This is a genomic window from Demequina salsinemoris, from assembly GCF_000974805.1.
GTDB lineage: Bacteria > Actinomycetota > Actinomycetes > Actinomycetales > Demequinaceae > Demequina > Demequina salsinemoris.
In genome coordinates this window covers 122,402-147,103 of record NZ_BBQZ01000003.1, presented here as the reverse complement: position 1 = coordinate 147,103, position 24,702 = coordinate 122,402, and the positions used below count along the sequence as shown (strand labels likewise).

Annotated in this window: 25 protein-coding genes; 2 read left to right on the top strand and 23 right to left on the bottom strand. The window is 70.8% G+C overall.

All coding sequences use genetic code 11. From position 1 onward, the window contains the following. The first annotated feature begins 52 nt into the window (after positions 1–52). Together AOP78_RS07655 and AOP78_RS07650 are read left to right on the top strand one after the other, a co-directional pair. Positions 53–1,237 carry an exonuclease SbcCD subunit D gene (locus tag AOP78_RS07655; protein ID WP_062202878.1) on the top strand — a complete coding sequence of 395 codons (1,185 nt, stop codon included), beginning with the start codon at positions 53–55 and terminating at the stop codon, positions 1,235–1,237. Then, positions 1,234–4,218, top strand: coding sequence for an AAA family ATPase (locus tag AOP78_RS07650; protein WP_062202876.1), 2,985 nt, complete (start codon positions 1,234–1,236; stop codon positions 4,216–4,218). The genes AOP78_RS07655 and AOP78_RS07650 overlap by 4 nt, the downstream gene beginning before the upstream one ends. Here the strand turns inward: AOP78_RS07650 and AOP78_RS07645 are convergent. The 23 genes from AOP78_RS07645 to AOP78_RS07535 all read right to left on the bottom strand — a co-directional run bounded on the left by AOP78_RS07645 (position 4,198) and on the right by AOP78_RS07535 (position 24,573). Then, a complete protein-coding gene (locus AOP78_RS07645; protein WP_062202874.1) occupies positions 4,198–4,884 on the bottom strand; it encodes an energy-coupling factor ABC transporter permease in 687 nt (228 codons plus the stop codon). The two genes, AOP78_RS07650 and AOP78_RS07645, sit on opposite strands and share 21 nt — an antisense overlap. A 25-nt stretch (positions 4,885–4,909) precedes the next feature. After that, positions 4,910–5,728: a DUF6390 family protein gene (locus AOP78_RS07640; protein WP_062202872.1), complete on the bottom strand. Its 819-nt coding sequence runs from the start codon at positions 5,726–5,728 to the stop codon at positions 4,910–4,912. After that, positions 5,725–6,663, bottom strand: a complete 939-nt coding sequence (locus AOP78_RS07635) for a DMT family transporter (protein ID WP_062202870.1) — start codon at positions 6,661–6,663, stop codon at positions 5,725–5,727. The genes AOP78_RS07640 and AOP78_RS07635 overlap by 4 nt, the downstream gene beginning before the upstream one ends. Continuing rightward, entirely contained in the window at positions 6,660–6,935 is a 276-nt protein-coding gene (locus tag AOP78_RS07630) for a HypC/HybG/HupF family hydrogenase formation chaperone (RefSeq protein WP_062202869.1), read from the bottom strand. Before AOP78_RS07630 ends, AOP78_RS07635 begins: the two co-directional genes overlap by 4 nt. Beyond that, positions 6,926–7,450: a hydrogenase maturation protease gene (locus AOP78_RS07625; protein ID WP_062202868.1), complete on the bottom strand. Its 525-nt coding sequence runs from the start codon at positions 7,448–7,450 to the stop codon at positions 6,926–6,928. The genes AOP78_RS07630 and AOP78_RS07625 overlap by 10 nt, the downstream gene beginning before the upstream one ends. Next, positions 7,447–8,754, bottom strand: a complete 1,308-nt coding sequence (locus AOP78_RS07620) for a Ni/Fe hydrogenase subunit alpha (RefSeq protein WP_062202867.1) — start codon at positions 8,752–8,754, stop codon at positions 7,447–7,449. The genes AOP78_RS07625 and AOP78_RS07620 overlap by 4 nt, the downstream gene beginning before the upstream one ends. Then, positions 8,751–9,650 (bottom strand): NADH-quinone oxidoreductase subunit B family protein, encoded by a 900-nt coding sequence (locus AOP78_RS07615; RefSeq protein WP_083979925.1) that lies wholly within the window; start codon positions 9,648–9,650, stop codon positions 8,751–8,753. Before AOP78_RS07615 ends, AOP78_RS07620 begins: the two co-directional genes overlap by 4 nt. A 1-nt stretch (position 9,651) precedes the next feature. After that, complete coding sequence (locus AOP78_RS07610) at positions 9,652–10,512, bottom strand: FAD/NAD(P)-binding protein (RefSeq protein ID WP_062202866.1); 861 nt, start codon at positions 10,510–10,512, stop codon at positions 9,652–9,654. A gap of 9 nt (positions 10,513–10,521) precedes the next feature. Further along, a complete protein-coding gene (locus tag AOP78_RS07605; RefSeq protein WP_062202865.1) occupies positions 10,522–11,691 on the bottom strand; it encodes a 4Fe-4S dicluster domain-containing protein in 1,170 nt (389 codons plus the stop codon). 136 nt (positions 11,692–11,827) lie between these two features. Beyond that, positions 11,828–12,277 (bottom strand): HtaA domain-containing protein, encoded by a 450-nt coding sequence (locus tag AOP78_RS07600; RefSeq protein ID WP_062202864.1) that lies wholly within the window; start codon positions 12,275–12,277, stop codon positions 11,828–11,830. Next, entirely contained in the window at positions 12,277–13,365 is a 1,089-nt protein-coding gene (locus AOP78_RS07595; RefSeq protein WP_201774763.1) for an NAD(P)-dependent alcohol dehydrogenase, read from the bottom strand. Before AOP78_RS07595 ends, AOP78_RS07600 begins: the two co-directional genes overlap by 1 nt. Positions 13,366–13,367: 2 nt before the next feature. Continuing rightward, entirely contained in the window at positions 13,368–14,582 is a 1,215-nt protein-coding gene (locus tag AOP78_RS07590) for an NAD(P)/FAD-dependent oxidoreductase (protein ID WP_062202863.1), read from the bottom strand. Next, positions 14,579–14,788: a ferredoxin gene (locus AOP78_RS07585; protein WP_062202861.1), complete on the bottom strand. Its 210-nt coding sequence runs from the start codon at positions 14,786–14,788 to the stop codon at positions 14,579–14,581. Before AOP78_RS07585 ends, AOP78_RS07590 begins: the two co-directional genes overlap by 4 nt. Before the next feature lie 15 nt (positions 14,789–14,803). Further along, the gene (locus AOP78_RS07580; RefSeq protein WP_062202858.1) at positions 14,804–16,078 is read right to left on the bottom strand and encodes a cytochrome P450; all 1,275 of its coding nucleotides are present in this window, start codon (positions 16,076–16,078) and stop codon (positions 14,804–14,806) included. A gap of 53 nt (positions 16,079–16,131) precedes the next feature. Then, positions 16,132–17,550: an aldehyde dehydrogenase family protein gene (locus AOP78_RS07575; protein ID WP_062202855.1), complete on the bottom strand. Its 1,419-nt coding sequence runs from the start codon at positions 17,548–17,550 to the stop codon at positions 16,132–16,134. A gap of 31 nt (positions 17,551–17,581) precedes the next feature. Continuing rightward, complete coding sequence (locus tag AOP78_RS07570) at positions 17,582–17,878, bottom strand: hypothetical protein (RefSeq protein WP_062202852.1); 297 nt, start codon at positions 17,876–17,878, stop codon at positions 17,582–17,584. 57 nt (positions 17,879–17,935) lie between these two features. Then, complete coding sequence (locus AOP78_RS07565; RefSeq protein ID WP_062202851.1) at positions 17,936–19,057, bottom strand: oxygenase MpaB family protein; 1,122 nt, start codon at positions 19,055–19,057, stop codon at positions 17,936–17,938. After that, a complete protein-coding gene (locus AOP78_RS07560; protein ID WP_083979924.1) occupies positions 19,054–21,066 on the bottom strand; it encodes a DUF7064 domain-containing protein in 2,013 nt (670 codons plus the stop codon). Before AOP78_RS07560 ends, AOP78_RS07565 begins: the two co-directional genes overlap by 4 nt. Positions 21,067–21,351: 285 nt before the next feature. Beyond that, positions 21,352–21,948 carry a TetR/AcrR family transcriptional regulator gene (locus tag AOP78_RS07555; RefSeq protein WP_062202847.1) on the bottom strand — a complete coding sequence of 199 codons (597 nt, stop codon included), beginning with the start codon at positions 21,946–21,948 and terminating at the stop codon, positions 21,352–21,354. Positions 21,949–22,009: 61 nt separating this feature from the next. Beyond that, positions 22,010–22,765 carry a hypothetical protein gene (locus AOP78_RS07550; RefSeq protein ID WP_062202845.1) on the bottom strand — a complete coding sequence of 252 codons (756 nt, stop codon included), beginning with the start codon at positions 22,763–22,765 and terminating at the stop codon, positions 22,010–22,012. Between the two features lie 148 nt (positions 22,766–22,913). Next, entirely contained in the window at positions 22,914–23,681 is a 768-nt protein-coding gene (locus tag AOP78_RS07545) for a hypothetical protein (protein WP_062202843.1), read from the bottom strand. A 172-nt stretch (positions 23,682–23,853) separates the two neighbouring features. Beyond that, positions 23,854–24,078: a HypC/HybG/HupF family hydrogenase formation chaperone gene (locus AOP78_RS15210; protein WP_062202841.1), complete on the bottom strand. Its 225-nt coding sequence runs from the start codon at positions 24,076–24,078 to the stop codon at positions 23,854–23,856. Positions 24,079–24,297: 219 nt separating this feature from the next. After that, positions 24,298–24,573: a hypothetical protein gene (locus tag AOP78_RS07535; protein WP_062202839.1), complete on the bottom strand. Its 276-nt coding sequence runs from the start codon at positions 24,571–24,573 to the stop codon at positions 24,298–24,300. Positions 24,574–24,702 lie beyond the last annotated feature (129 nt).

Genomic DNA, 24,702 nt, shown 5'->3' with positions numbered 1-24,702 from the left:
GCGAGCAGACGGCGCATGATCCGATGTCAGTGGCGCCGGATAGCCTCGGCCCATGCGGATCATCCACACGTCGGACTGGCACATCGGTCGCACGTTCCACGGCCACAGCACGGACGCGCATCTCGAGATCGCCCTGTCCGCCATCGTCGCCCAGGTCACGGCTCACAGTGTCGACGCCGTGGTGATCGCGGGCGACGTCTTCGACTCGTCCACGCCCAAGGCCGAGGCGTTCACGCTGCTGAACCGGATCATCGGGTCGATTCGCGAGGCCGGCGCGACGGTGGTCCTCACCTCGGGAAATCACGATGGCCCCGCCCGCCTGGGGCACATGGCGGACTTCGCCGCGTTCGGCGGCGTCCACCTCCGCACTGATCTCGCAGCGCTCGCGGAGCCGGTGCTCCTCGAGGATGCGCACGGCCCTGTGGCGATCTACGGGATCCCGTACATCCACCCGGAGTTCCTGCGCGCCGCCATCCCGGACTTCACGGGGACGACGCACGAGCAGGCCCTGTCCTTCGCGATGGACCTGATCAGGGACGATGCGGACGCCCGCAGGCAGGCGTCGCCCGCCCTGCGCACGGTCGTGGCGAGCCACTGCTTCGCGGCGGGTGTGAACGCGACGACGGAGGACAGCGGCCACGCCGAGGAGCGCGACATCACGCGCGGTGGCCTGAACCTGGTGCCGGTCGAGGTGTTCGACGGCGTCGACTACGTCGCGCTCGGCCACATCCACGGCCAGCAGACGCTGCGGGAGCACGCACGGTACAGCGGAGCACCGCTGAGGTTCAGCTTCGGCGAGCGCTCGAGCGCGAAGGGGACGTGGCTCGTCGACCTCGGCCCCGGTGGGCTCGAGTCGGTCGCATGGCTCGAGCTCCCGACCCCGCGGGCGGCGGTCAGGATCGAAGGCACGCTCGAGGACCTCCTCGCGGACGACTCCCATCCCGAGGCGATCGACGCCTGGGTGGAGGCCGTCCTCACCGACGATCAGCTGCCGCGCGAGGCGATGCGTCGCCTGCAGACCCGCTACCCGCACGCGGTGACGCTCGCGCACCGTCCCGCGACCGTGCACGACCACGGGGAGGCGACCTACGCGACGCGCGTGGAGGGCAGGACCGACGCCCAGGTGATCGACGAGTTCCTCGAATTCGTCCGCAATGGGCAGCGCCCCACCGAGGCGGAGCGGACGCTGCTCCACGACGCGCTTGAGGCGATGGAAGCGGAGGAGTCGACCCGATGAGGATCCTCAGCCTGGAGGTCGAGGGCTTCGGCCCGTTCCGCGCCCCGCAATCGATCGACTTCACGCAGTTCGAGTCCCAGGGCCTGTTCGTCATCTCGGGGCGCACCGGAGCGGGCAAGAGCACGATCCTCGACGCGATCTGCTTCGCGCTGTACGACAAGGTGCCGCGGTACGACGGCGAGAAGTCCGTGCGCAGCGACTTCTGCGGCCCCGATGAGCAGACCACCGTCACGCTCGAGTACGAGATCCACGGCGAGCGCTACCGCATCGTCCGCTCCCCCGCGTACGAACGCACCAAGAAGAACGGCACGGGCACGACACCCGAGAAGGCCAAGGCGTCGCTGTACCGCCTCGGCCAAGGCGACCCTGAGCCGATCGCGACGATGCCGCGCGAGGTCGCGGAGCACGTCGCCACGACCGTGCCGCTCACGGGAGAGCAGTTCCTCCAGGTGATCCTGCTCGCCCAAGGGCGCTTCGCGGAGTTCCTCAAGGCCGACACCAAGGACCGCCGCACGCTCCTGCGGTCACTGTTCAGCACCCAGCGGTTCGAGGACCTCGAGTCGAGGATCCGAGACCTCGCGAAGGACGCCGCCGCCAAGGTCGAGACCGCCGACGCGGGGCTCGCCTCGCTCGCGGCTCGCGCGGCGACGCTCGTCGGAGCAGACGCGCCTCCCGCGCAGGAACGGACGCAGTTCTTCGCAGAGCAGGAGGAATCCCTCGCGGCCGCCGCCGCGAGTGCCACCGAGTCGAGGGTCACCGCGGTCGCGGAGGCGCAGAAGGCGTCGGATGCGCTCCAACAGGCACGCGCGGACGAGGAGGCAAGGACTCGACTCGCGCGAGCGAGGGCGACCCTGTCCGAGCTCGAGGACCAGGCGGAGGACCACGAGCAGCAGGTGGCACGGCTCGCCCTCGCTCGCAGGGCGGTCGCCGTCGCGGGACCGCGCCGCGCGCTCGACCAGGCCTCGGCCGCGGAGGGCTCAGCACTCGAGGCACTCGAGACCGCCCACGGGCCTGCGGAGTCGAATGAGGGACTCGGCATCGCGTGGCCCGACGGCTCCCTGCGGGACGCCACAGCGGACGCGCTCGAGACCCGCATCACCGCGCTGACGGGCGAGCGGGGCGAGCTCAAGGACGCGATCGAGGCGGAGAGCTCCCTGCCAGGTCTTGAGTCGGCCGTCCAGTCCTCGGTCGCTGCCGTCGCCGAGGCGCTCGAAGCACAGGCCGCGACTCAACGACGAGCGGACGCGATCCCCGAGAAGGAGAAGGAGCTGCGGCTCGATCTCGAGGCGACGGCGATGACCGCGGCCAGGACGCACGACCTGGAGGAGCAGGTCGCGCGCGCCGCCCGCGCCGTCGCGGCCCATGCCGAGGTGGCTCGACTCGAGGAGCAGGCGGGGCCGATCGGGGCACGCGAGGCCGAGGCCGCCGCCGCCTCCGCGGAACGATCCATCGAGCACGCCGACCTGGTGCGACGCCGGCTCGCGTCCCAGGCTGCTCACCTCGCCACGGAGCTCGTCGACGAGCGCCCGTGCGCGGTGTGCGGGTCGACGGTGCATCCCTCGCCGGCCGAACCGACGGAGGATCACGTCACCGACGACGAGGTGGACGCCGCCTACGCAGCCGCCCAGGCCGCCTCGCAGATGCTCGAGAACGCCCGTGGCCAACGCGTGGAGCACGACAAGAGCATCGCCACGGCGCGGGAGGCCGCAGGCGACGGCGGCGCGGACGACGCCGCCGCGGCGCTCGCGTCGGCGAGAGCAGAGCACACCGCGGCACGGGATGCGGCGATCCACCAGGACGGGCTCAAGGCCTCGCTCGACGCGCTCGAGCAGGAGAAGACCGTCCTCCTCGACGCGCAGTCCACGCACGCGCAAGCGCTCGCCGATGCTCGCGAGGCCCAGACGCGTGCGTCCGCCGCCCTGGAGTCGGCACGCACCAGGGCCTCCGATCTTCCCGACGGCTACGAGAGCGCCCGCGACTACGCGGCGGCGCTCGACGGTGCGCTCGCGCTTCTCGGTCGTGTCGAGTCGGCGACGAGGGCTGTGGCGACCGCGGCCGCCGGTGTCGCCGCCGCCCGAGAAGCGCTCGGGGTGGAGCTCGCGTCTGCGGGCTTCGCCACCGCACAGGAGGCCGCGGAGGCCGCGCTGCCCAGCGCCGAGCTCGCTGAGCTCGAGGGAACGGTCGCCTCGCATCGCGAGCGGCTCGCTTCGGCCAAGGGTGTCGTCGCCGAGCTCTCCGCGCGAGAGATTCCCGCAGAACCGGCAGACCTCGAAGCGCTCGAGACCGCCGCGACCGAGGCCGCTCGCACGCGCGAGGCCGCCGTGGAGGAGGCCACCGCATCGGCCGGCCGGGCACGGCAGTTCGCCGCGCTCCACGCCGAGCACCTCGAACTGGGCCGCTCCACCGAGGCCGCTCGCGCCACGCGCGACACCATCGTGACGCTCGCCGACGCGCTCGAGGGCAAGCCCCCGAACGATCGAAGGCTGCGACTCGAGTCCTTCGTGCTCGCCTCCAAGCTCGAGCGGATCGTCGCCGCGGCGAACGCAAGGCTCGAGACCATGTCGTCCGGCCAGTACCGGCTCGAGCACGACGACTCCGCGCAGTATCGCAACAAGGAGGCGGGCCTCGCGCTGTCGATCGCCGACGCCCACACGGGCCGCTCCCGCTCCACGCAGTCGCTGTCGGGAGGCGAGACGTTCCTCGCCTCGCTCGCGCTCGCGCTCGGACTCGCGGAGACCGTCTCCGCGGAGGCGGGCGGGATCCAGCTCGACACGCTGTTCATCGACGAGGGCTTCGGCTCGCTCGACGAGGAGACCCTCGAGGTCGCGATGGCCACCCTCGAGGACCTGCGCGATCAGGGCCGCACCGTCGGCCTCATCTCCCACGTGGAGACGATGAAGGAGGCGATCCCCGCCAAGCTCGAGGTCACGAAGTCCGCCGACGGATCCAGCCGCGTACTGTCACGCCCGAACGGAGACTGAAGCCCTCGCCAACGCCCCCAGCCCACGAGCGCGCGCAAACCGCACCGCTGCCACCCCGGCGGCCACGAGCAGCCCGGTAGCGGCGGCCTCAAGCAGGCCCCACGCCGCATGCGGAAGCACGACCTCCTCAAGCACGATCCCGGTGACGCCACCCACGATCGACAGCACCGTCAACGTCAGCGCCGACGCCATCACGCTCACCCACGCGCCCACGGCCGCGGCGGGCACACGCCACCACGACGCGGCATCGTCCGATGTGACTTCGCGACGTCGAGCCGCAAGCGCAAGCGCAGCGCGATACGCGCCCCACCCCGCGAGGATCCCGGCGAAGCCCATGACCATGAAGTTCACCCCGAGCGCGGCGATCCCGCCATCGCCCCAGGCGAAAGCCTCGAGCGCAAGCACCGCAGCCATCGTCAGCATCGCCACCCGTGGCCCGAGCGCCACAGCGAGCAGCGTGCCACCGATCACGTGAGCGGTGTACGGCCCGTACAGCGGCACATCGGCCAGGTGCGCGACGAGCACGAGCCCCGCTCCCCCGGCCGCCGATCCCCAGCGGACGTCGCCGCGTCTGAGCTCGCGGGCCGACCACGCGATCGCCCCCACCGACACGGCGCCAGCGACGCTCAGCGTCACCGGGTCCAGAACCCCATCCGGCATGTGCATGACTCTCTCCTTCCAGGCTGGCGCCTCACGCGAGCACCGCAGCGGGTGCCGCATGGGCGCAGGAATCGACCGCCGCCAGCTCCTGGGCGGTGGAACGTCTCAGATCACGAAGGTCGGCGGGCGAGAGCCTGTCGCATACCCAGTCCCAATGCAGGGACACCCAGTCGCCGACCACGAAAGGGCGGGCGAGGCCGAGCTCGCCGCGCCGCACCCGCATCGGCTCGAGCCGAGGGGTCCCGAGTGCGAGGCGTCGACCGTCCCAGCCGAGCCGCGGCGTCAGGACATCGGCGACGTCGCCGCGCAGCTCGACCACCCGGCCCCAACCGATCCGGCAGCGGTCCAGCACCTCGAGCGGCGCATCGCCCACGCCTCCGCGCAGCAGCCCGACCCACGGGTAGACGCCGAAGACATGGAAGCTGTGGTGCGGAGTCGCTCCGTGGACGGCGGCGTCCACGAGCCGCTCGAAGTCGAGCCGCGAGAGCCGAGAACGGAAGCGGCTCTCGAGGGAGTCGGCGAAGCGCCGACCACCGCACCGGGCCAGCGGGCGACCGCCGAGCCAGTACGTCCGCACGACGAGCGGGTCGAGCGGCGCGCGACCCAGGCACTCGCCGATGTGCTCCAGATACGGCCAGGCCCCCTCGAAGCCGCGGGCCACCTCCTCGAGAGCACGACCGGCCGCGCCGACGCTCACGCGTTCGAGGAGCTCCGCCGCACGGTCGGGCCCGCAGTAGCCGCGTTCATTGGGGGGGAACGCGTAGCGGCCGAACAGGACCGCGCCGTCCACCTCCGAGGCGGGGACGGCGGGCGTGGCCGGCATCGCGGGCCCGCGCGCGACGGCGCTCATGTCATGCGTGCGCCCCCAGAGGCAGAGATGGCGGCGACCTCGGGGCGAGGCGCGCCCCAGATGAGGGCGGCCCCCGTGAGGATCGCGGCGAGCCACGGCGCCTGGGCGCCGAGCAGAGCGCCGTCGAGGATCGTGGCGATCAGCGCCGTGACGAGCGCGCCGAGCACGAGCACGGCGGTGACATCGATCGCGGGCGCACGCCACAGCGCCTGATGCCACGTGAGGACGTAGCCCGCGAGCAGCAGCCCGGTGACGAGCACCCAGCCCCACTGCGCGGCGGTGCTCGGCACGACGGCCGCGAACGAGTCGGCCGCGGCCGACCATACGAGCAGCGCGACCGAGCCGCCCACCATGCGCGTGAGCGACAGCGTCCACGGGGTCACGTCGGCCAGCAGCCGCTTCGAGACGACGACCTCCCCTGCCCACAGCAGGGTCGCCGCGCCCACGAGCATCGTCCCCGGGTCCGCGACGAGCGCCACCCCGCCGACGAGACCGAGCTGCCCGACCACGAGGAGCGTGATCGCGGCGAGGTGCCACGCGCTGAAGCGCTCCTTGAGGAGCGGGACGGCGAGCAGCGCGACCCACACGACGAGGGTCTTGTGCAGGAACGACGCCTGCGTGGACGCCGTCGTGGCCAGCCCCTGGAAGAACAGCACGAACGGCACCGCGCCACCGAGGATCGCGACGAAGCCGAGGCCCCACCAGTGGGCAGGACGCGAGGGCCGCGTGAACGACACCGACGCGCCGCCGACGGCGCGGCGCCCGACCATGAACGCCACGGCGATGACGAGCGCGGCCGTCGCGTTCTTCGCGGTCGTATAGGCCGTGGGATCTCCGTACGCGGCGACCCCGTTGGTGTTCACGTAGATCGAGACGCCCGAGATGCAGGCGGTGAGCGCCGCGAGCACGAGACCGCGGCTGCGGGTCGGGTTCATGACTTCGCCTCCATGAGTGTGGGGTCAGACGGAGGCTGAAGCCGGTCCGATTCCTGGCCACGGTGATTGCGGATGCTGAGGGCGTCGTCGGCCTCGGACTCGGTGAGCCTACTCAGAACGAACCCCGAGTGCATGACCACCCGGTCGCCGCTGTGGAGAGGCGCCTCCTCAGGGGTGAGGTCGGTCGCGTCGACGCGGCGCCCGTCGGCCTCGACGAGGACTGCTCCCCCGTCGCCCACCGCGACGACGCGCCCGATCTGGCCTAGGCACATGATCCGGCCTCCGTGTCCCGCAGCTCGCCGATCGCGTGGGCGAGCGTGGCGATCACGGTGGCGACCGCATCGTCCACGCATGCGACGACCGCGTCGGACATGGGCCCATGGTCGAAGGTCTCTGCCTCGATGCCGACGATCGCGAGCTGCTCGGGCAGCGTCCCGAGCGTGCGGGACAGCTCGACCGCGCCGGCCACGCCGAACGCGTGGCTGCCTCCCCTGCCCGCCGCGGTGAAGGCGTGCGTCGGCAGCGGCTCGGCTGCGGTTCCCGCGTGCCGCACGGTCAGGCTGCCCGGATCGGCTCCGGACAGGATCGAGTCGACGAGCACGACGATGCGGTAGCCGTCCCACGCCTGGACCAGCGCGGTCGGGTCCTCGCGGGTGAGCACCTCGACGCCGTCACCGGCGAGCTCTCGGATCCGTGCGGCGACGACGGGCCCGACGGCGTCGTCGCCCCGGTCAGGCTGTCCGAGTCCGATGACGAGCGACGCCTCGCGCACGGGTGCCGCGTTCATGAGCGCTTCACCCTCAGGTCCAGGAAGTGCGTCGCGCACGAGATGCAGGGGTCATAGTTGCGGATCGCCTCCTCGCAGCGGTGCGTGAGCATGTGGTCGTCGAGGTCCACCCACTGCTGAGCGGCGAGCCTCAGGTCGGCCTCGATGCTCGCCTGGTTCTGCGAGGTCGGCGGCACGATCTGCGCGTCCTCGATCACCCCGTCGGCGTCGATGCGGTAGCGGTGCCAGATGGTGCCGCGGGGCGCCTCGGACGCGCCGACGCCCTCTCCCGCGCGCGGCGCGACCGGCACCGAGGGCGAGCGCCCGTCACGCCATTCGTCGATGATGCGCACCGCCGCCTCGAAGGCGTAGGCCAGCTCGACGGTGCGGACAATGATCGACTTGAACGGGTTGCGGCAGGTCTCTCCGAGCCCGGCACGCAGCGCGGCCTCCTGGCAGCGCGGCGAGAGCTGATCGAAGCAGTTGCTGTAGCGCGCGAGGGGGCCGACGAAGTAGATCCCGCCGTCGAAGCGTGCGTGGAGCGCGTTCGAGTGCTCGACGTGGAACTCCTCGATGTGCTGCGGGATCTCCGCCACGGGGAAGCGCACGCCGTTCGAGGCGACCACCTCAGCGCCACGCTCGAGCGGGTACCAGTCGGGGTGGCGCAGCGAGACGTACGTGTAGTCCTGCTCCATCTCGGGGAAGTCGAAGCCCGCGACGAGCTCCACGGCCGCGAGCGCGTCCTCGACGCCGCGTTCCAGATCGGGGCGGAGGGCCTCGAGCTCGGCGACGGTCGGCATCCTGTAGAAGCCTCCGACCTTGACGTTGACGGGGTGGATCGCGCGCCCGCCGACGAGCTCCATGAGGTCATTGCCCGCCTTCTTGAGCCGCAAGGCCATCTTCACGACGTCCGGGTAGGTCTTGGCCATCTCCAGGACGGACTCGTAGCCGAGGAAGTCGGGCGCGTGGAGCATGAAGATGTGCAGGGCGTGCGACTCGATCCACTCGCCGCAGTACAGCAGCCGCCGCATGAGCTGGATCTGCGGCGTCGTGACGATGCCGCAGATGGTCTCCATCGCCTCGGTCGACGCGCTCTGGTACGCGACCGGGCAGATGCCGCAGATGCGGGCGGTGATGTCGGGAGGCTCCGTGTACTTGCGTCCGCGCAAGAAACCCTCGTAGAAGCGTGGCGGCTCGAAGATGTTGAGCTTCACGTCGACGACCTGGCGGTCCTTGATCTCGATGTGCATGCCGCCCTCGCCCTCGACGCGCGCGAGCATGCCGACGTTGAGGACCTGGCCGCCGTCCTTGAGCTGGTGGGTCATGACGCGCCTCCCTGCTCTGCGGCGCGGGAGGCCGCGGCTTCGACCGCGTCGGCCTCCACCGCATCAGACGCCGCGGCGAACGCGGGCGCGCCCGCGTTGAAGGTCCGGTACACCCGGACGATGTCGTCGCTGGGCATCCCCAGCTCCACCAGCTGACGTGTGAGGGACTCGGTGTTGGCGCTGTCCTGCGGGCCGAAGCAGCCGTAGCAGCCGCGGCCGTACGACGGGCACAGCGCGCCGCAGCCGGCCTGCGTGACGGGACCGAGGCACGGCTGGCCGGTCGCGACGGGCACGCACACGTTGCCCTTGAGCTTGCACTCCACGCACACCGAGTACGTCGGGATGCGCGGCTTGCGACCGTTCAGGAACGCGGCGAGCACCTCGATCAGCTGCTTCTTGTCCACGGGGCAGCCGCGCAGCTCGTAGTCGACGTCCACGTGGGACGCGATCGGCGTCGACGTGTCGAGCGTCTTGAGGTACTCCGGGTGGGCGTAGACCACCGACCTGTATTGATCGACGTCCGCCCAGTTGCGCAGCGCCTGGATGCCGCCCGCGGTCGCGCACGCGCCGATCGTCGCGAGCACGCCCGACTGGGCGCGGATCTCATGGATGCGGCGCACGTCGTCGGGGGTCGTGATCGAGCCCTCGACCAGGCTCAGCTCGTACGGCCCCTCGACCACGGCCCTGGTCGCCTCGGGGAAGTAGGCGATGTGGACGGCCTCGGCGATGCTGAGCAGCTCGTCCTCGCAGTTGAGCAGGCTGAGCTGGCAGCCGTCGCACGACGCGAACTTCCACACGGCCAGCTTGGGCCGGGACGATGCGGAGGCCGCGTCGTCGTGTCCGTGGGAGTGGGCGTGTGGTTCGGTGACGCCGTGGGGCTCGGTGGCGATGCTCATGTCACAGCTCCCTCACGCTCATGAGCGGCTCGAGCCGCGGGTAGTCGAGCACGGGGCCGTCGACGCAGATGAACAGGTCGCGCAGCTGGCAGTGCCCGCACAGCCCGATGCCGCACTTCATGGACCGCTCCATCGACAGCCGGATGTGGGGCGCGGGGACGCCACGGCCCGCGAGCGCCGACGCGGCGGAGCGCATCATCACCTCGGGGCCGCACACGAAGGCCCACGACGTGCGCGGGTTGAAGCCCGCGCGGGCGATGAGCTCGGTGACGAAGCCCACCTTGCCGGTGTAGCCGTAGGGGGCGTTGTCGACCGTCATCTGCACGTTGACGTCGTTCAGGTCCGCCCAGCGGTGCATCTCGTTGCCGAAGAGGATGTCGTCCGGTGTGCGGGACCCGTAGAGCAGCAGCACCTTGCCGTAGCGGTCGCGCTCGCGCAGCACGTCGAGGATGGCCGGGCGCAGCGGTGCCAGCCCGATGCCGCCCGTGACGAAGACGACGTCGCCGTCTGCCGCATCGTCCACGTCCCACGAGGTCCCGAAGGGGCCTCGCACGCCGATCTCCGTGCCCGGATGGGCGTTGACGAGCGCGTGGGTGACGGCGCCGACGTCGCGGATCGTGTGCTCGAGGGGAGCGGGCGCGGCGGGATCCCCCGAGATGGAGATGGGCACCTCCCCCACCCCGAAGGCGTGGAGCATCGTGAACTGGCCGGCGCGGAACGTGAGCGGCGCGCCGTTGACGGGGTCGAGCAGCAGGGTGAACGTGTCGCGCGTGTCCTGGCGCACGCGGGTGATCGCGTAGCGGCGCGGCACCATCGGGTCGCCCGCGTCGGCGATCCGTGGCTCGGCTGCTGCCGTGCTCATGCCCGCTCCCTACGTGGCTGGGGCTGGTGCCGCGAGGCCGCTCATGCGCCCGAGCGCCGCGGCCTCCTCGGTGATGTCGATGCCCGCGGGGCACCACGTGATGCAGCGGCCGCATCCGACGCAGCCGAGCATGCCGAACTGGTCCTCCCAGGAGGACAGCTTGTGGGTGATCCATTGGCGGTAGCGGGCCTTCGTGGACTCGCGGGTGGGGCCGCCATGGATGTAGCTGAAGCTCTCGGAGAAGCACGAGTCCCACACGCGGTGGCGCTCGGCGCTGTCGCCGGTGAGGTCGGAGACGTCCTGCACGGTCGTGCAGAAGCACGTGGGGCACACGAGCGTGCAGTTGGTGCACGCGAGGCAGCGGCTCGCGACGTCCTCCCAGCGCGGGGATTCGGCGGACGCGCGCAGCACGTCGTGGACGATCGTGGTGTCGATGGCGCGGGTCTGCCTGGCGGCGGCCGCGTCCGTGACAGCGACCGCATCGTCCCTGTCCGCGGGGTGGCCCATGGAGGCGCCGATCTCGTCGGCGACCTCCCTTCCCGCATCGGTCCCGATCTCCATGACGAAGTGGTGGTCGTCCTCGCCGAGGATCTCGGTCAGGAGCAGGTCATAGGACGATGCGCCGGTCTCCGGGTCCGTCGTGGCGGGGCGAGGGCCGGTCCCCATCGAGGCGCAGAAGCAGCTGGCGGCCGGGTCGGAGCACGCGACCGCGACGACGAAGGCGCCATCGCGTCGTCCCACGTAGTGCGCGTCGACGTGGCTCCGGCCCGCGAGGACCCGGTCGTGGATCTGGACGGCGCGGAGGTCGCAGGACCTCACCCCCAGCAGGGCGATCGGCGCCCCGTCCGGGGTGTCGCGCTCCACGGTGAAGTGACCATCGTCGTCGTGGTCGCGGTGGCCGCGCCAGACGACCTCCTCCGCGGGGAAGAACACCGGCTTGGAGGACTGGGCGGGCGCGGCGAAGCCGAAGTACGCGTCGTCGCCGCGCGAGCGCACGCGATACGTCTTCGCGTCCTGGGAGTCGCCCTTGCCTCGCGGCAGGTCCGAGGCCGCACGGATCTCGCCGGTGACGATCGCATCGCCCCGGAGGGTCGGCCCGACGACTCGGAAGCCACGCGAGCGCAACTCCTCGATAAGGGCGTCGAGGCCGGATGCCTGAAGGATCCTGATGTCGTCCATGACATGCCTCACCTGCGAGGCTAGGACGGCGACTAATCGACACCCGGGACCAAGGTCCGGGAGGCGGCGATCCCGCCTGGCACGTACCGCTCCAAGAATCGAGAATCCTTGCGGGCAGGCGACCGGGAGACCCCGGTCATACCGCGATCCCGAGCACGTCCGGCTCCCCGGACGCTCCTGCGGCCGCCTCCGCCGCCGCCACGACCGCGATCGGCGCCAGCTCGGTGCCGACCGGGTAGGTGAAGTCGAACACCACCGCTCCGGGGCCCGCGAGCGCCGTCCGCCCCGCGACGGAGACCTCCGCGAGCACGATCCGCCCCTGGGGACGTCCGTGGTCGTCATACTCCACGGTGAGCCGATCCCCCTCGAGGCGCGGGTCGCGCAGCGTCACGTTCATCGCGCCGTGGTGGGCGCGGAACGACACCGTCCCCGAGAACCCGCCCGCCGACGCCGGGAATCGGAAGCCCCCCGCATCGTCCCTCGTGGCCGGGGCGACCACCTCGACCTGACCGAGCGCCTCAACGTACTCGACGAACGACTCCTTGACCGCCCACACGAGCACTCCCTCCTCCGGAGCCGCGGCCATCAGAACACCAGCACCGGCTTGATCGCGGCGCCCGAGCGCGCGTCCGCCTCCGCCTGATCGATGTCCCTGAACGGGTAGGTCGCGATCAGCCGATCGAAAGGGAACCTTCCCTCCCGCCACTGCTCGAGCAGGTACGGGATGAGCTCCTGCGGATCGGCTCCGCCCTCGAGCACGTACGACAGCGACTTGCCGGTGAGCTGGGTGGGGTGGAACTCGAGCGCTGCCTCGCTCGCGGCGACGAGGACGACGGAGCCGCCCGGACCGACCGACTCGATCGCGGCCTCCATGACCGATCCCACACCCGTGGTGTCGAGCGCGAAGTCGAGCCCGGCACCGTCGTCCGTGATCCGGTCGACGAGCCTGCGGTCGCTGCCGAGCACCGTGCGCGTCGCGCCCAGCTCGAGCGCGAGGTCGAGCCTCGACTGGTGGAGGTCCACGGCGACGATGTCGGAGGCGCCCGCGATCCTCGCCGCCATGACCGCCGCGAGGCCGACGGCGCCCGCGCCGAAGACGACGATCGACTGCCCCGGCTGGACGTTCATCGCCCGCAGCACCGTGCCGGCGCCGGTCTGGATGCCGCATCCGAGCGGGCCGACCTTCGTGAGGTCGGTGCCCGCGGGGACGAGCACGAGGCCGCGCTGGTCGATGACCGCGCGCCCGGCGAAGGACGACTGCCCGAACCAGCGGTTGGCGATCTCCCCGCCCTCGCTGTCCGTGGCGGTGGCGCTGCCGTCGAGGTTGCGCGCGGCCATGTTGAGAGGCGTGAACAGCGCGCAGTACGAGGGCTTGGCCGCCGCGCACTGCGCGCACGCACCGCACGAGGCGAAGGACATGATCACGGGGTCGCCCACGCTCACACGGTCGACGTCGGCGCCGACCGCCTCGACCGTCCCCGCTCCCTCGTGCCCGAGGATCGCGGGCAACACGTAGGACGCCATCCCGCGGGCGACGACGTCGGTGTGACAGAAGCCGACGCCGGCGAGCCTCACGAGCACCTCGGTGGGCCCGAGGTCGGCGAGCGTCACCTCCTCGATCGAGTAGGCGGCCTCGGGGTCGCGCAGCACCGCTGCGGTCGTGGTGATGGACACGGTCACTCCTTCGTGACGAGCTCGGGGTTGACGAGGGCGAGCGCCGCGGCGCGATCACCGCGCTCGGCGATGAGCCGACGGAGCTTCATGATCTTGCGTGGCTCGTTGAGCGTCGCGGCGGCGACGACGCGGTCGCCGTCGGTGAAGAGCGCGACGAACCTGTCGCCGTCGGGACCGCCGCTGACGAACTCGACCTCGTCCGAGGCGACGCCGACGAATTGGATGCGATGCCCGTACCAGTCGGACCAGAAGTACGGGACGGTCGCGTACGGCGCGGCATGCTCGGGGTCCGCGGCGTTGGCGCCGGCGCGGAGTCCCTGGTCGCTCGCGTTCGTCCAGTTCTCGAGCCGCATCGTCCGTCCGTAGGCGGCGTTGGGCCAGTGGACCGCGTCGCCCGCTGCCCACACGTCCGGAACCGACGTGAGCAGCGTCTCGTCGCACACGATGCCGCCGTCGCGGTCGTGCAGCGCGATCCCGGAGCCCTCGAGCCACGTGGTCGCCGGGGCGGCGCCGATGCCGACCACCACGACGTCGGTCGTGAGGACCTCTCCCGTGGAAAGCACGACCTCGGTGACGCGCCCACGCTCTCCTCGGTACTCCGCTATATGGGTGCCGAGCAGCAGGCGCGTGCCGTTCCTCGGGTGGAGCCGGGCGAGCGCCGCGCCCACCTCGTCGCCGACGGCGCGCACGAGCGGGACCGGCGCGGCCTCGACCACGGTCGCGTACGCGCCGATCTTCTCGGCCGACGACGCGATCTCGGAACCGATGAAGCCGGCGCCCAGCACGGTGACGTGTGAGCCGGGGACGATGCGGCGGCGGAGGTCGTCGGCGTCGTCGAGCGTGCGCAGAGTGACGATCCCGTCGAGGTCGGGCAGGCTCGGGAGCGTCCGCGGCGACGCTCCGGTCGCGATGATCAGCCGGTCGTAGCGGACGTCGCCATCGGTGGTCTCGACGACGTGGTCCGCGGGGCGCAGCCCGGTCGCGGCGACGCCGAGGCGCAGGTCCACGCCGAGCTCGCCGCGGATCTCGTCCTCGGTGCGCCACGTGTCGGCCTCAGCCTCGCCGACCAGGTAGCGCTTGGACAGCGGCGGCCGATCGTAGGGCAGGTGCCGCTCGGCGCCGAGCAGGACGATCTCCCCGTCGAAGCCTGCCCTCCTGGACGACTCCACCGCGCGCAGCCCGGCGAGCGAGGCGCCGACGACGACGAGGCGGGTCATCCCACGACCGTGGCCAGCTTCAGGGCGGACGCGGGACACGAGAGCACGATGCTCTCGATCTCGGCCCGCTCGTCCTCGTCGACGACGTCGTCGTGGATGACGAGCGTGCCGTCGTCGTCGACCTCGAAGCGGTCGTCGCGCATCGACTCGCAGATGCCGATGCCCGTGCAGCGGCCGCGGTCGACCTCGATGCGATAGTCAGACATGGTGATTCTCCTCTCTCAGCGGATGGTGACGGGGAGCGTCTTGACCCCGTTGATGAAGTCGTTGACCAGGTAGGTGGGCTCGCCGAGCTCGATGTCCGGCAGCTTGGTGAGGATGTTCCTCATGAGGGCCCGCAGCTGCGCCTTCGCGACGCCGTTGCCGAGGCAGTAGTGGACCCCACCGCCGCCGAAGCCGAGGTGCGGGTTGCGGGGGCGCGACAGGTCGAACCTCCAAGGGTCCTCGAAGAGCCGCTCGTCGCGGTTGGCGGAGCTGTAGAAGATGCCGACCTTGTCGCCCTCGAGGATCGTCTGCCCGCCGAGCTCGACGTCCTGGGTCGCGGTGCGCGCGAACTGGATGACGGGGCTCGCCCAGCGCACCATCTCCTCGACGGCGCCGTTGATGCGGGCGTCGTAGTCCTCGAGCAGCCAGGCACGCTGGTCGGGGTTCTCGACGAGGTTCATGACCGACCACGTCGTGGTCTGCTTCGTCGTGTCGTTGCCGGCGGTGGACAGGAGCAGCATGACCATCGTGATGTCGCTGATGTCTAGCCGGCGGCCGTCGACCTCCGCCTGAACGAGGGCGGTCATGATGTCGTCGGTGGGGCGCTTCTCGCGCTCCTCCGCCATCTCCGTTCCAAGCGCGGCGTAGAAGCCGAAGGCCTCTCCGACCACGCCCATCCGCTCCTCCTCGCTGTCGCCCGCGTCGGGGTCCTGGAGGGCGAGCAGCTTGTCGCCGTTCTCGCGGAAGGCCTCCATGTGCTCCTCGGGGACGCCGAGCAGGTCCGCGACGGTGAGCATCGGCAGCCGCGACGAGACGGCCTCGACGAACTCGATGTCACCGGCGCCGACGACGCGGTCGACGATCTGCGCCGCTCGCTCCTCGATCCTGTCGCTGAGCCGTTTGACGGCCTTCGGGGTGAAGTACGAGCTCATGACCTTGCGGAACGCGGTGTGCTCGGGCGGATCCTGATCCAGGAAGGCCGCCGCGACCGCCATCTCGGGGCGCGCGGGGTGCAGCATCGTGTGGCCCTTGGCCGAGGAGAAGAGCTCGTGATGGTTCGACACGTAGCTCACGTCGGCGGCCCGCACCACGGCCCAGTAGCCCTCCTGCCCGTGGTCGGCGAAGGTGAGGTCGAGGTCCTCCATGGGCTCGTGCCAGCTGACAGGAGACTCGCCGCGCAGGCGCTTGAACGACTCGTCCCGCTCACGGAACGTCCTGGACCAGAACGCAAGCGAGGAGATGTCGACGTCCGTGGTGAGCGGATGCTGATTGGTGAACAGCGTGGCGGTCATGTCGGTGGTCCTTCGTCTGGTGTCGTGTCTTGTCGTGCTGTGGAGAGAGGCGGCTACGCGCGGCGCAGCAGCCTCTCCTTCTTGGCCGTGTACGGGGGGAAGGTCATCGCCGCGGGGTTGGGTCCGGCCGCCTTTCTCAGCACCGCGCGTTCGTGGCTGAACAGCCGCACGGTCGCCTCGCCGTGGTAGCCGCCCATGCCGGATTCCCCGACGCCGCCGAACGGCAGCGCGTCGACGCCGAGCTGGATCATGTCGGCGTTGATCGCCACGGACCCGGACGATGTGCGGGCCAGGAACGCCTCGATCGGCTCCTTGGCCTTGGCGAACAGGTACATCGCGAGGGGCTTCTCCCCCGCGTTGACGTGCGCGATCGCCGCGTCGCTGTCCTTCACGGGGACGATGGGCAGGAGGGGGCCGAAGATCTCCTCCTGCATCACCGCGTCGATGGCACGGACATCCCGCAGCACGGTCGGCGCGACGTAGCGGTCGTTCGCGTCCACCTGGCCGCCCACGGCGATGGACGCGCCGTCGAGCAGCCTCGCGAGCCTCGCGACGTGACGCTCGTTGACGATGCGCCCGTAGTCGGGGCTGGTGCGCGGCTCGGGTCCGTAGAAGGCCTCGATCTCGCGACAGAGCGCGGCCACGAGCCGCGGCTGCACCTCGGGCGTCGTGAGCACGTAGTCGGGCGCGACGCACGTCTGGCCGGTGTTGAGGAACTTGCCCCACGTGAGCCAGCGTGCCGCCTCATCGAGGTTCGCCGAGGGGTCCACCCACACGGGCGACTTGCCGCCGAGCTCGAGCGTGACCGGTGTGAGGTGCCTGGCCGCCGCGGCCATGACGATGCGCCCCACGGTCCCGTTGCCGGTGTAGAAGACGTGGTCCCACCGCTCCTCGAGCAGGGCCGTGGTCTCAGGTACTCCGCCTTCGACCACCGTGACGGCACGAGAGTCCAGGTACTTCGGCACGAGCCTGGCCATGACCGCGCTCGTGGCGGGGGCGAGCTCGCTCGGCTTGAGCACGATCGCGTCACCCGCGGCGATCGCGCCGACCGCCGGCATGAGCAGCAGGTGCACCGGGTAGTTCCACGGCGCGACGATCAGCACCGTGCCGAGCGGCTCGCGCTGGACGAAGCCCGCGGACCAGACGGTCGGCACGAACGGGATGCGCCTGCGCCGTGTCCAGCGCGCGAGGTTCTTGAGCATCGCCTTGGTCTCGGTCAGCACCGAGCTGATCTCGGTCATGTACGCCTCGACGGGAGGCTTGCCCAGGTCGGAGTGCACCGCGGCCTCGATCTCCGCGGTGTTCTCGCGCAGCATCCGCGCGACGGCCTGAAGCTGCGCGCGGCGCCACGAGAGCGGTCGCGTGATGCCCGAGTCGAAGCCGGCTCGGATCGTCGCCACCCGCGCCGCGATCGACTCCGCCGTCGCGTCGGGGGCCGCAGGCGCGGGGGTCGCTACCGTCGTGTCGACCATGCTCGCCTCCCTCCGTGAAGCATGTCCGTGCTCACGCGCGGCTGCCCGTGACCTTCTGGGCGGGGAACATGCCGGGCTTGACGGTGCCCGAGATCTCGTCGCCGTCGACGAACAGATCCCACTTCATGTGGAGCTTCATGGGCTTGAGGGTGTCGTTCTCGAACGTCACGCCGCCGTCGTCGGCGAAGGCGACGACGGGAATCTCCGTGTCGCCCTCCGGGCCGTCGACGACGAAGCCCTTGGGCCCCTCCTCGAAGCGCAGGGAGAAGTTCTGGGGGCCGGTGGGGGCCTTGACGGTGAGGTTCCAGGTACCGATCTGCGGGGACATCGTTGTCTCTTTCTCTTGGGGTGGCGGGTGGGGTGGGTCGTGGGCTGTGAGGAGAGGTCAGGCGCGCGTGTCGATGCGCTCCTGGGCCTTGAGGTGCTCGGCGCGCACCCGGCGCGCGTGGTCGATGAGCCGCATGCCGTCGGGCCCCCAGAGGATGCGGATCCACCTGCGCTCGACGAAGCGGCGCTGCAGGACCCACGCGACGGGGAGGAACAGCTTGGCCGCGATGGCCGCCCACGTGGCCTTGGCAGGGCTCAGTCCGTGAGCGAGGCGGTACTCGCGCGGGAGCGCGCCGAGCATCGGCGTCTCCATCCCGAGGATGACGAGGAAGATGACCTTGAGCGCCTTGGTCTGGGTCTTGTCCCAGTTCTTCTTGCTCACGCGGGCCGACAGGTCGAGGATGCTCTCGCCGGTGTCCAGCTGGTTCTGCACGGTGTCGCTGTGCTCGAACAGCTTCGCGTCGTGCCGGTACGCGGCGTCGAGCTCGGCCATGGTGCGCGGCACCCGGTCCGGGTCGGCGCCGTGCAGGATCGCGTAGTGCGAGGTCTCCTCGATGAAGCGGTCGCGCTTCTCGGGCGAGAGCCTCCGCGGAGGTCGCAGGCCGCGGAAGGCGAAGGCCTCGTACGCGCACAGCATCGGATGCATCTCGGTGTAGACGGCCCACATCGTCTCGCGGTGGCTGACGGCGTCGTAGCCGCCGAGCTCGGGCTCGCCCGGGTCGATCACGTCGCCCTTGAGCGGCTCGTGGATCCGATGCAGCCAGGCCGCCATGTGCTCGGCGGTGGGAGTGTCGCCCAGCCACAGCGGCACGTGCATGCCGGCGCCGCGGGTGACCCGCTCCATCGCGTCGAAAAGCGTGAAGACGCCGGCGCGTGCCTTCTTGTTCAGGGGCTCGTAGTCGCGTACGGCGGCCTGAATGGGCTTGTAGACGTCCTGCGCGAGCTTCTGGGCGGCGTGGTGGAAGATCACCATCGCGGGGTGGGTGAACACCTCCCACACCACCGTGTCGGGGCCGAAGATCCCGTAGTCCGGGGTGCCGTCCGCCTTGAGCGACTCCCCCGCGGCGACGGGCACCTTGCCGCGGCGCCAGCGACGCTCGTCGCCCTTGACGTCGGCGTCGGTGATGGGCTTGATCACGGGCTCAGGGTGGCTCTCGGTGATCTCGTAGATCGTGCTCATGCGTCGGTTCCCTTCGTGGTGGTGATCCGGCTGAGGTCCTCCCACTCGATCCAGCCGATCCCGTCGCGACCGTCGGCGGCGTGGAACCTGGAGAGCGCGCGGATGAAGTGGGCCTCGCGGCCGTCCTCCGCGACCAGCCTGAGGCTGCCGTACGCGATCGGCTCGGCGTCGACCTTGAGGTGCGCCTCGTTGAACCTGAGGTGCGCGCGCGTGATCTCGCCGGTCTCGCCAAGCTCGATGTCGGTACGGCCAGAGAGGAGCTCGGTGAGGTCCGCGCCGGTCTGCGCGTAGCCGAAGGCGATGCCGGGGGTGTCCTCGACGGTGACGGCGTGGACCTTCTCGCCGTGCTCGAGGCGGAACGCCGTCCACATCCATGCGTTGCCCCACCAGTCGCGGATCCCCCATGAGTGGTCGCGCTGCCCGTCGCCTGCGAAGCGGATCTCCTGGCCGTCGATCATGAGGGTGCCGACGACTCGGCACGGCACCTCGTAGCGGGTCGTCTGGCGCCAGCGGTAGTCGATCCCATCCCGGATCCAGTGAAGCCGGAGAGAGACGTCGACGGGCTCGCCGGATTCGCCGCGCAGGATCGCCGCGTCGTCCGCGTACCTGAGCGCCTGCCCGTCGAAGGCGACGGCGAACTCGTCCACCGGCCTCGTGACGGAGTAGTCGAGCGTGTAGCGGGGAGCGCTGACGGTGAGACGGACGCCGTCGTCGGCCCACTCGGGCAGGGGCGCCTCCGCGTCGGACAGGATGATCGGAGGCTCGCCGGGCCTCACGATCGCGAGCGACACGAGGGACCTGCCGAGGTTCCTCGTGTCCCCGATGCGCGTGTACAGGCCGAGCCGCCCGTCGTCGCTGACCGCGTCCAGGTAGTAGCTCTCGCTCCACAGGCGGGCGGATCCGGTGTCGTGGGCGCCCTCGTCGTCGGGCTCGACGCGAAGCGCGTCGCGCCCCTCGGGCTCGGGCAGCAGGTCGAGCGAGCCGAGGTCGAGCGCCTGCTGACACGAGCGGATGGCCCAGGTGAGGAACATCTCCTTGGTGCGCTCGGTGCCCTCGACGAACACGGCGGACACGAGCGGCATGGCGATGCCCCAGAAGACCTGCCGCCTGTACTCCTCCCAAGCGTGCTCCCACGCGAAGTCGACCACCCCGTTGGCGAGGAGCGTGTCGTAGTACAGGCGCACCAGGCGCTCCTCATGCTCCCGGCGCTCGTGGACCTCGAGGCTGCTGCCCAGGAAGTAGGACACGTCGGTCATGACGTGGCCCCACTGGACCGTCTGCCAGTCGACGAGCAGCGCCTCGTCGTCACCGCGGAAGAGCACGTTGTCGAGCCTGGCGTCCGCGTGCACCAGGCCGAACGGGGCGCGACGGTCCGCGTTGTGCTGGTCGGCCACGGCCGCGTAGCGCCGCAGCACGTCGGCATGCTCCTCGGGGAACCTGTCGCCGAACATCTCGGTGAAGCTCGGGACCGTGCCTTCCAGGAGCGCGCTGTTCATGAAGTCGGTGTCGTCATCGACGAACGGCGCGTCGTCTCCGATCGACGCATCGTTCCACGCGGGCGCATGGACCTGGGCGAGCGTGCGCATCACGACCTCGGCCTGCGCGATGGTCGCCCCCGCGATCTGGTCGCCGGCGACGGCGTCGACCGCATCGTGCATGACGAGCGTGAACCAGCCCTCGACCGGGTCCAGCGCCGCGTAGTGATAGTCGGGCAGGGGTCCGACGACGCGGCTCCTCACGTTCTGATAGAACGCGACCTCGCGGACGTAGGCACCCATCATCAGCCCGAGGTTCCGCACGGATTCGTCCTCGGAGGCGAGCTTGACGATCACGGTGTCGCTCTCAGCGCCCGAGTAACGGACGCGGAGCGTGAGGGACATCGCGCCGGCGCCGATGCTCCTCACCTCCTCGACCCGCAACCCTGGGATGCCGAGGACGCGCGAGAGCCACTCGTCGGTGATGTCGGTGCGCTCTCGGATGAGCAGGGACACGTCTGTTGCTACGACCATGGGGGGACCTTTCGTCGGGAACGCGCCGTTGCGTTCCGAACTCAGCAGCCTGCGCTTCGTCGCGCCGACTTGGATGTCGTGTCACCAGATAACAGGACAATGTCCCGTTTTTCAATACCGGACGATGTCCCCATGCGAAAATCGCCGGTCTGCCAGGAAGTTCACGCAGAGCTCGGTGCGGCGTGTCGGACGCGGGGCAGGGCAGCGGAACCCGCATCGTCCCACTAGGAGGGTCCGTATGCAGGGCCTGCCGTCAGGGTGCGCGCCGGGGTCAGCGCGGGCGCGTCAGGACTCTGGAGCCGCCTTCGCCGCGGCGGCCAGCAGTCCGCGCAGCGCGTCGACGACAGGCTCGGGGTCGAGCTCCGGCTCGTACAGCAGGCGCAGAGACAGCCCGTCGACGACCGCGGCGATCAGCACCGACAGCACCCGAGGATCGAGATCCCGAGGAACGCCGCCAGCGCGCTGAAGCTCCGACAGCTCGTCGACCCCGAACTCCTCGAGGCGGCGGTAGCGGTCGACGAAGAACTCGTGGGCCACGTTGGACGGATCGCTCGCCTCGGCCGCGAGCCGCACGTAGAGCTCGGTGAGGCCCGCCTCCTTGGCGTGCTCCGCGAGCGCCTCGCGGATCGCGTCGAACAGGAGCTCGACGCCCGCGTCCTGCGTCGCCTCCACGCCCGCCTCGTCTCGCCGCGCGAGCACCGCGGTGAGCAGCTCGTACTTGCTCGCGAAGTGGTGCCCGACGCCGGTCTTGCTCAGACCCGCGGCCTCGGCGATCGTACGGATCGTCGCGGCGTTGTACCCGTTCTCGGCAACCGTCTCGAGTGCGACGTCGAGGATCTCCTCGCGCTTCGCCGCACCCTTCGGGTAGTTGCGACCGGCCATGGCGCGAGTGTAGCGCCGCGCGTCGTGGGTACCTCGGAGGCCGCGACCAGGGAAGACTCCCCTACTGCCCCCAGAGCCCCTCGCGGCTCAGGGCGGCCTCGAGGTCGAGCGCCTCCTCGAGCCGGCGACCGATCTCCTCCGAAAGCTGCGCCGTGCGCGTGTAGTCGAGAGGCGCGCCGACCATCGCGATGAGAGCGGCGTGGCTCAGCTCGTCGATGGCCCGGTCATGGTCCCCCGCCAGCAGCAGGGCCGATCCCGCCGTGGCCGCGAGGGTCGCGCGCATGTACTGCCAGGACACGCCCGGCAGCGGCCACTGTCGCGTGAACAGCTCGCCGGGCGCCGTGTCCTCCGGGCTGAGCGCCACGAAGTCGGGGCGAGCGGCGTGGGCGGTCGCCTGCGGCGCCGATGCGTTCGATGACCCGGGAGAGGCGTCGCGGAACAGCTCGCACGGCGCGCAGCCGGCCTTGCCGGCGCGCTCATCGAGGAGCGCGATCGCAGGCGCGAGGATCGTGAGCGCGAGCCGCGGGCGACCCAGCTCGCTGAGGCGCGTCGCGCATCGCGCCGTGGTGGAGCCGTAGAGCAGCGCGTCGCAGTTGCTGAGCCCCTCCAGCCCGTCGATCGAGGCGAGCGTGCGCGCGCATTCGGCGAGGATCGACAGCTCGTCGCCTCTCGCATCGCCGACTTCGTCCGCATCGGCCTCGAAGGCCCGCACGATGAGCGCCTGCGCCAGTCCGAGCCGCGTATACGGATCGGTGGGCCTCGCGTCGCGTGCGGCCCGCCAGGCGGCCGGACCGATCAGTCCCCTGCTGTATTGCATGTGAATACCCCCAACAAGCCGCTTCGCCCCCCGAAGTGACTCTGAGTGCCAGCCTAGGTGTCACATGTGAGAAATTCCACAGTCCAAGGAGAAATCTCCCGAGATTTGGTGGACATGTCCCCCGATGTCCGGTTTTTCCGGCAGCTCGTCAGCGGTTCGCGGCGCGACCGTGCGGCTCGCTGGTCTCGAGCAGCTGCTCGAGCCGACGCCCGATCGTCGCCGAGAGGCTGACGGTCCGAGCGTAGTCGTAGGGCGCCCCCGCGAAGCAGGTGAGCATCGCCTCGCTGTGCTCCGCGATCGCCTTGTCCGTCTCGCCGACGGCCGCGAGCCCGCATCCCATCGCGACGCCGACCGACGCGCGCAGGTAGTGCCACGACACGGGAGGCAGGGGCCACGGCGTCGTGAAGACGGTGCCAGGGGCGACATCCTCGGGGCTGTACGGCGTGAACGACTGGAACCTGCGCGAGGCCTCGGAGCGTCGGGCCGAGGCCGCCAGGGCGCGCCCCTTGGCCTCACTCCCGTCCTCCGCCGCCGTGCCGGGCAGCTGCGGCTTGGCCTGCGGCGTCGCGGTGCCGGCGAGGGCCGGGCGCGAGTCGAGGACGTGCGCAGCGGGCGCAAGGACGCCGAGCGCGAGACGGGGACGCCCCGCCGTGACGAGACCGCTCGCACAGCCCGCGGCAGTGCCCGCGAAGAGCAGAGCCTCGGGGTCGGTCAGCGCCTCGAGGTCATCGATCGCGCACAGGGTGAAGGCGCACTCGGCGAGGAGCTCCGCTCCGTCGCCGCCCGAGCACGTGGCGCGGATGGAGTGCGAGACCAAGGCGCGGGCGAGGCCGAGCTTGAGGGACGCATCGTCCGCGTTGTCGAGGACGGCCCTGCGCCAGAGGTCCAGACTGCTCGCGTCTCCAGCGATCTGCATCGTCAATCCCCCAGGCCTAGCGTCACTCGGTGCATATTCCAGATGAGGTGAACTATACGACGCACGTGTGACATCTGTCACACCCCACGCTAGGCGGCTTCCGGTCGGCAAGCCACCGAGACACGCCGACGCCCGCGCTCCCGCCCGGGCGTCGGAGCTTGAGCGTCGCCGGTCAGGCGGTGATCTCGGTCTTGTGCTGCGCCTGGAGCTCCTTGAGCTCCTTGTCCGTGAGGCGCTCGAGGGCGAAGCCGGAACGGACGATGACCCAGTCCCCCGGCGTGATGTCGTCGTCGGAGACGGTCATCTCGAGCACCTCCTGGCGCTCGCTCCCGATCTCGACGATGGCGCGGCCGTCGCGGTGGACTTCGACGACTTTGGCGATCTTTCCAGCGGTCACGGCATTCCCCTTCCGTTGTGCAGCGCAAGCCCGATGCCTGCGCCTCGTGTGGCGCGCGGCTGCACGGCAGCGCTGGCCATGCCCCCGGGGAAGGGAAGGGTGCAGTCGCCGGTGACGTGCCTCCACCTCAGACCGTAGGACCTTGTTTGACGGGCGTCAAACGATCCGTCGGCGCGCCGTGGATCCGGGACCGCCGCCGCGCGAAAGCGCGGGCTCGGTTCAGGCGCGCGCGGCGCGAACCTCGAGCGCGGCCAGCGTGGCGTAGGCGACCGAGCGACGGGTGGCCGCCGCGGCCGCCTGGGCACGCGACTTCTTCTTACCCGGGGCCGACGCGGCGGCGTGGGCACCACGGTCCGTCGGGACGTCAAGGCTGTCGATCTCGGCGAGCGTCGCCATGTAGGCCCTCTCCTCGCGGTAGTCGTAGTGGTCGGCGAAGACGGGCTCGGGACCGTGGAAGTACACGACGCCGGCCTTGGTTGCGCTATCGACCGTCATGACCGCCTCCTTGACACTGACTGCCTCAAGGGTACTGCTTGGCGTGTGATGTATTCCACACTCGGCTGCGAGACCTCCCCGTCGCTCACCGCCACCTGGGACGGCTCGCCGGTGCCCTCCTGCCACGGC

What these genes read in the sequence shown, in the direction of transcription:
- AOP78_RS07655 (WP_062202878.1), top strand. Translation starts at nt 53, where the DNA reads ATGCGGATCATCCACACGTCGGACTGGCACATCGGTCGCACGTTCCAC.
- AOP78_RS07650 (WP_062202876.1), top strand. Translation starts at nt 1,234, where the DNA reads ATGAGGATCCTCAGCCTGGAGGTCGAGGGCTTCGGCCCGTTCCGCGCC.
- AOP78_RS07645 (WP_062202874.1), bottom strand. Translation starts at nt 4,884, where the DNA reads ATGCACATGCCGGATGGGGTTCTGGACCCGGTGACGCTGAGCGTCGCT.
- AOP78_RS07640 (WP_062202872.1), bottom strand. Translation starts at nt 5,728, where the DNA reads ATGAGCGCCGTCGCGCGCGGGCCCGCGATGCCGGCCACGCCCGCCGTC.
- AOP78_RS07635 (WP_062202870.1), bottom strand. Translation starts at nt 6,663, where the DNA reads ATGAACCCGACCCGCAGCCGCGGTCTCGTGCTCGCGGCGCTCACCGCC.
- AOP78_RS07630 (WP_062202869.1), bottom strand. Translation starts at nt 6,935, where the DNA reads ATGTGCCTAGGCCAGATCGGGCGCGTCGTCGCGGTGGGCGACGGGGGA.
- AOP78_RS07625 (WP_062202868.1), bottom strand. Translation starts at nt 7,450, where the DNA reads ATGAACGCGGCACCCGTGCGCGAGGCGTCGCTCGTCATCGGACTCGGA.
- AOP78_RS07620 (WP_062202867.1), bottom strand. Translation starts at nt 8,754, where the DNA reads ATGACCCACCAGCTCAAGGACGGCGGCCAGGTCCTCAACGTCGGCATG.
- AOP78_RS07615 (WP_083979925.1), bottom strand. Translation starts at nt 9,650, where the DNA reads ATGAGCATCGCCACCGAGCCCCACGGCGTCACCGAACCACACGCCCAC.
- AOP78_RS07610 (WP_062202866.1), bottom strand. Translation starts at nt 10,512, where the DNA reads ATGAGCACGGCAGCAGCCGAGCCACGGATCGCCGACGCGGGCGACCCG.
- AOP78_RS07605 (WP_062202865.1), bottom strand. Translation starts at nt 11,691, where the DNA reads ATGGACGACATCAGGATCCTTCAGGCATCCGGCCTCGACGCCCTTATC.
- AOP78_RS07600 (WP_062202864.1), bottom strand. Translation starts at nt 12,277, where the DNA reads ATGGCCGCGGCTCCGGAGGAGGGAGTGCTCGTGTGGGCGGTCAAGGAG.
- AOP78_RS07590 (WP_062202863.1), bottom strand. Translation starts at nt 14,582, where the DNA reads ATGACCCGCCTCGTCGTCGTCGGCGCCTCGCTCGCCGGGCTGCGCGCG.
- AOP78_RS07585 (WP_062202861.1), bottom strand. Translation starts at nt 14,788, where the DNA reads ATGTCTGACTATCGCATCGAGGTCGACCGCGGCCGCTGCACGGGCATC.
- AOP78_RS07580 (WP_062202858.1), bottom strand. Translation starts at nt 16,078, where the DNA reads ATGACCGCCACGCTGTTCACCAATCAGCATCCGCTCACCACGGACGTC.
- AOP78_RS07575 (WP_062202855.1), bottom strand. Translation starts at nt 17,550, where the DNA reads ATGGTCGACACGACGGTAGCGACCCCCGCGCCTGCGGCCCCCGACGCG.
- AOP78_RS07570 (WP_062202852.1), bottom strand. Translation starts at nt 17,878, where the DNA reads ATGTCCCCGCAGATCGGTACCTGGAACCTCACCGTCAAGGCCCCCACC.
- AOP78_RS07565 (WP_062202851.1), bottom strand. Translation starts at nt 19,057, where the DNA reads ATGAGCACGATCTACGAGATCACCGAGAGCCACCCTGAGCCCGTGATC.
- AOP78_RS07560 (WP_083979924.1), bottom strand. Translation starts at nt 21,066, where the DNA reads ATGGTCGTAGCAACAGACGTGTCCCTGCTCATCCGAGAGCGCACCGAC.
- AOP78_RS07555 (WP_062202847.1), bottom strand. Translation starts at nt 21,948, where the DNA reads ATGGCCGGTCGCAACTACCCGAAGGGTGCGGCGAAGCGCGAGGAGATC.
- AOP78_RS07550 (WP_062202845.1), bottom strand. Translation starts at nt 22,765, where the DNA reads ATGCAATACAGCAGGGGACTGATCGGTCCGGCCGCCTGGCGGGCCGCA.
- AOP78_RS07545 (WP_062202843.1), bottom strand. Translation starts at nt 23,681, where the DNA reads ATGCAGATCGCTGGAGACGCGAGCAGTCTGGACCTCTGGCGCAGGGCC.
- AOP78_RS07535 (WP_062202839.1), bottom strand. Translation starts at nt 24,573, where the DNA reads ATGACGGTCGATAGCGCAACCAAGGCCGGCGTCGTGTACTTCCACGGT.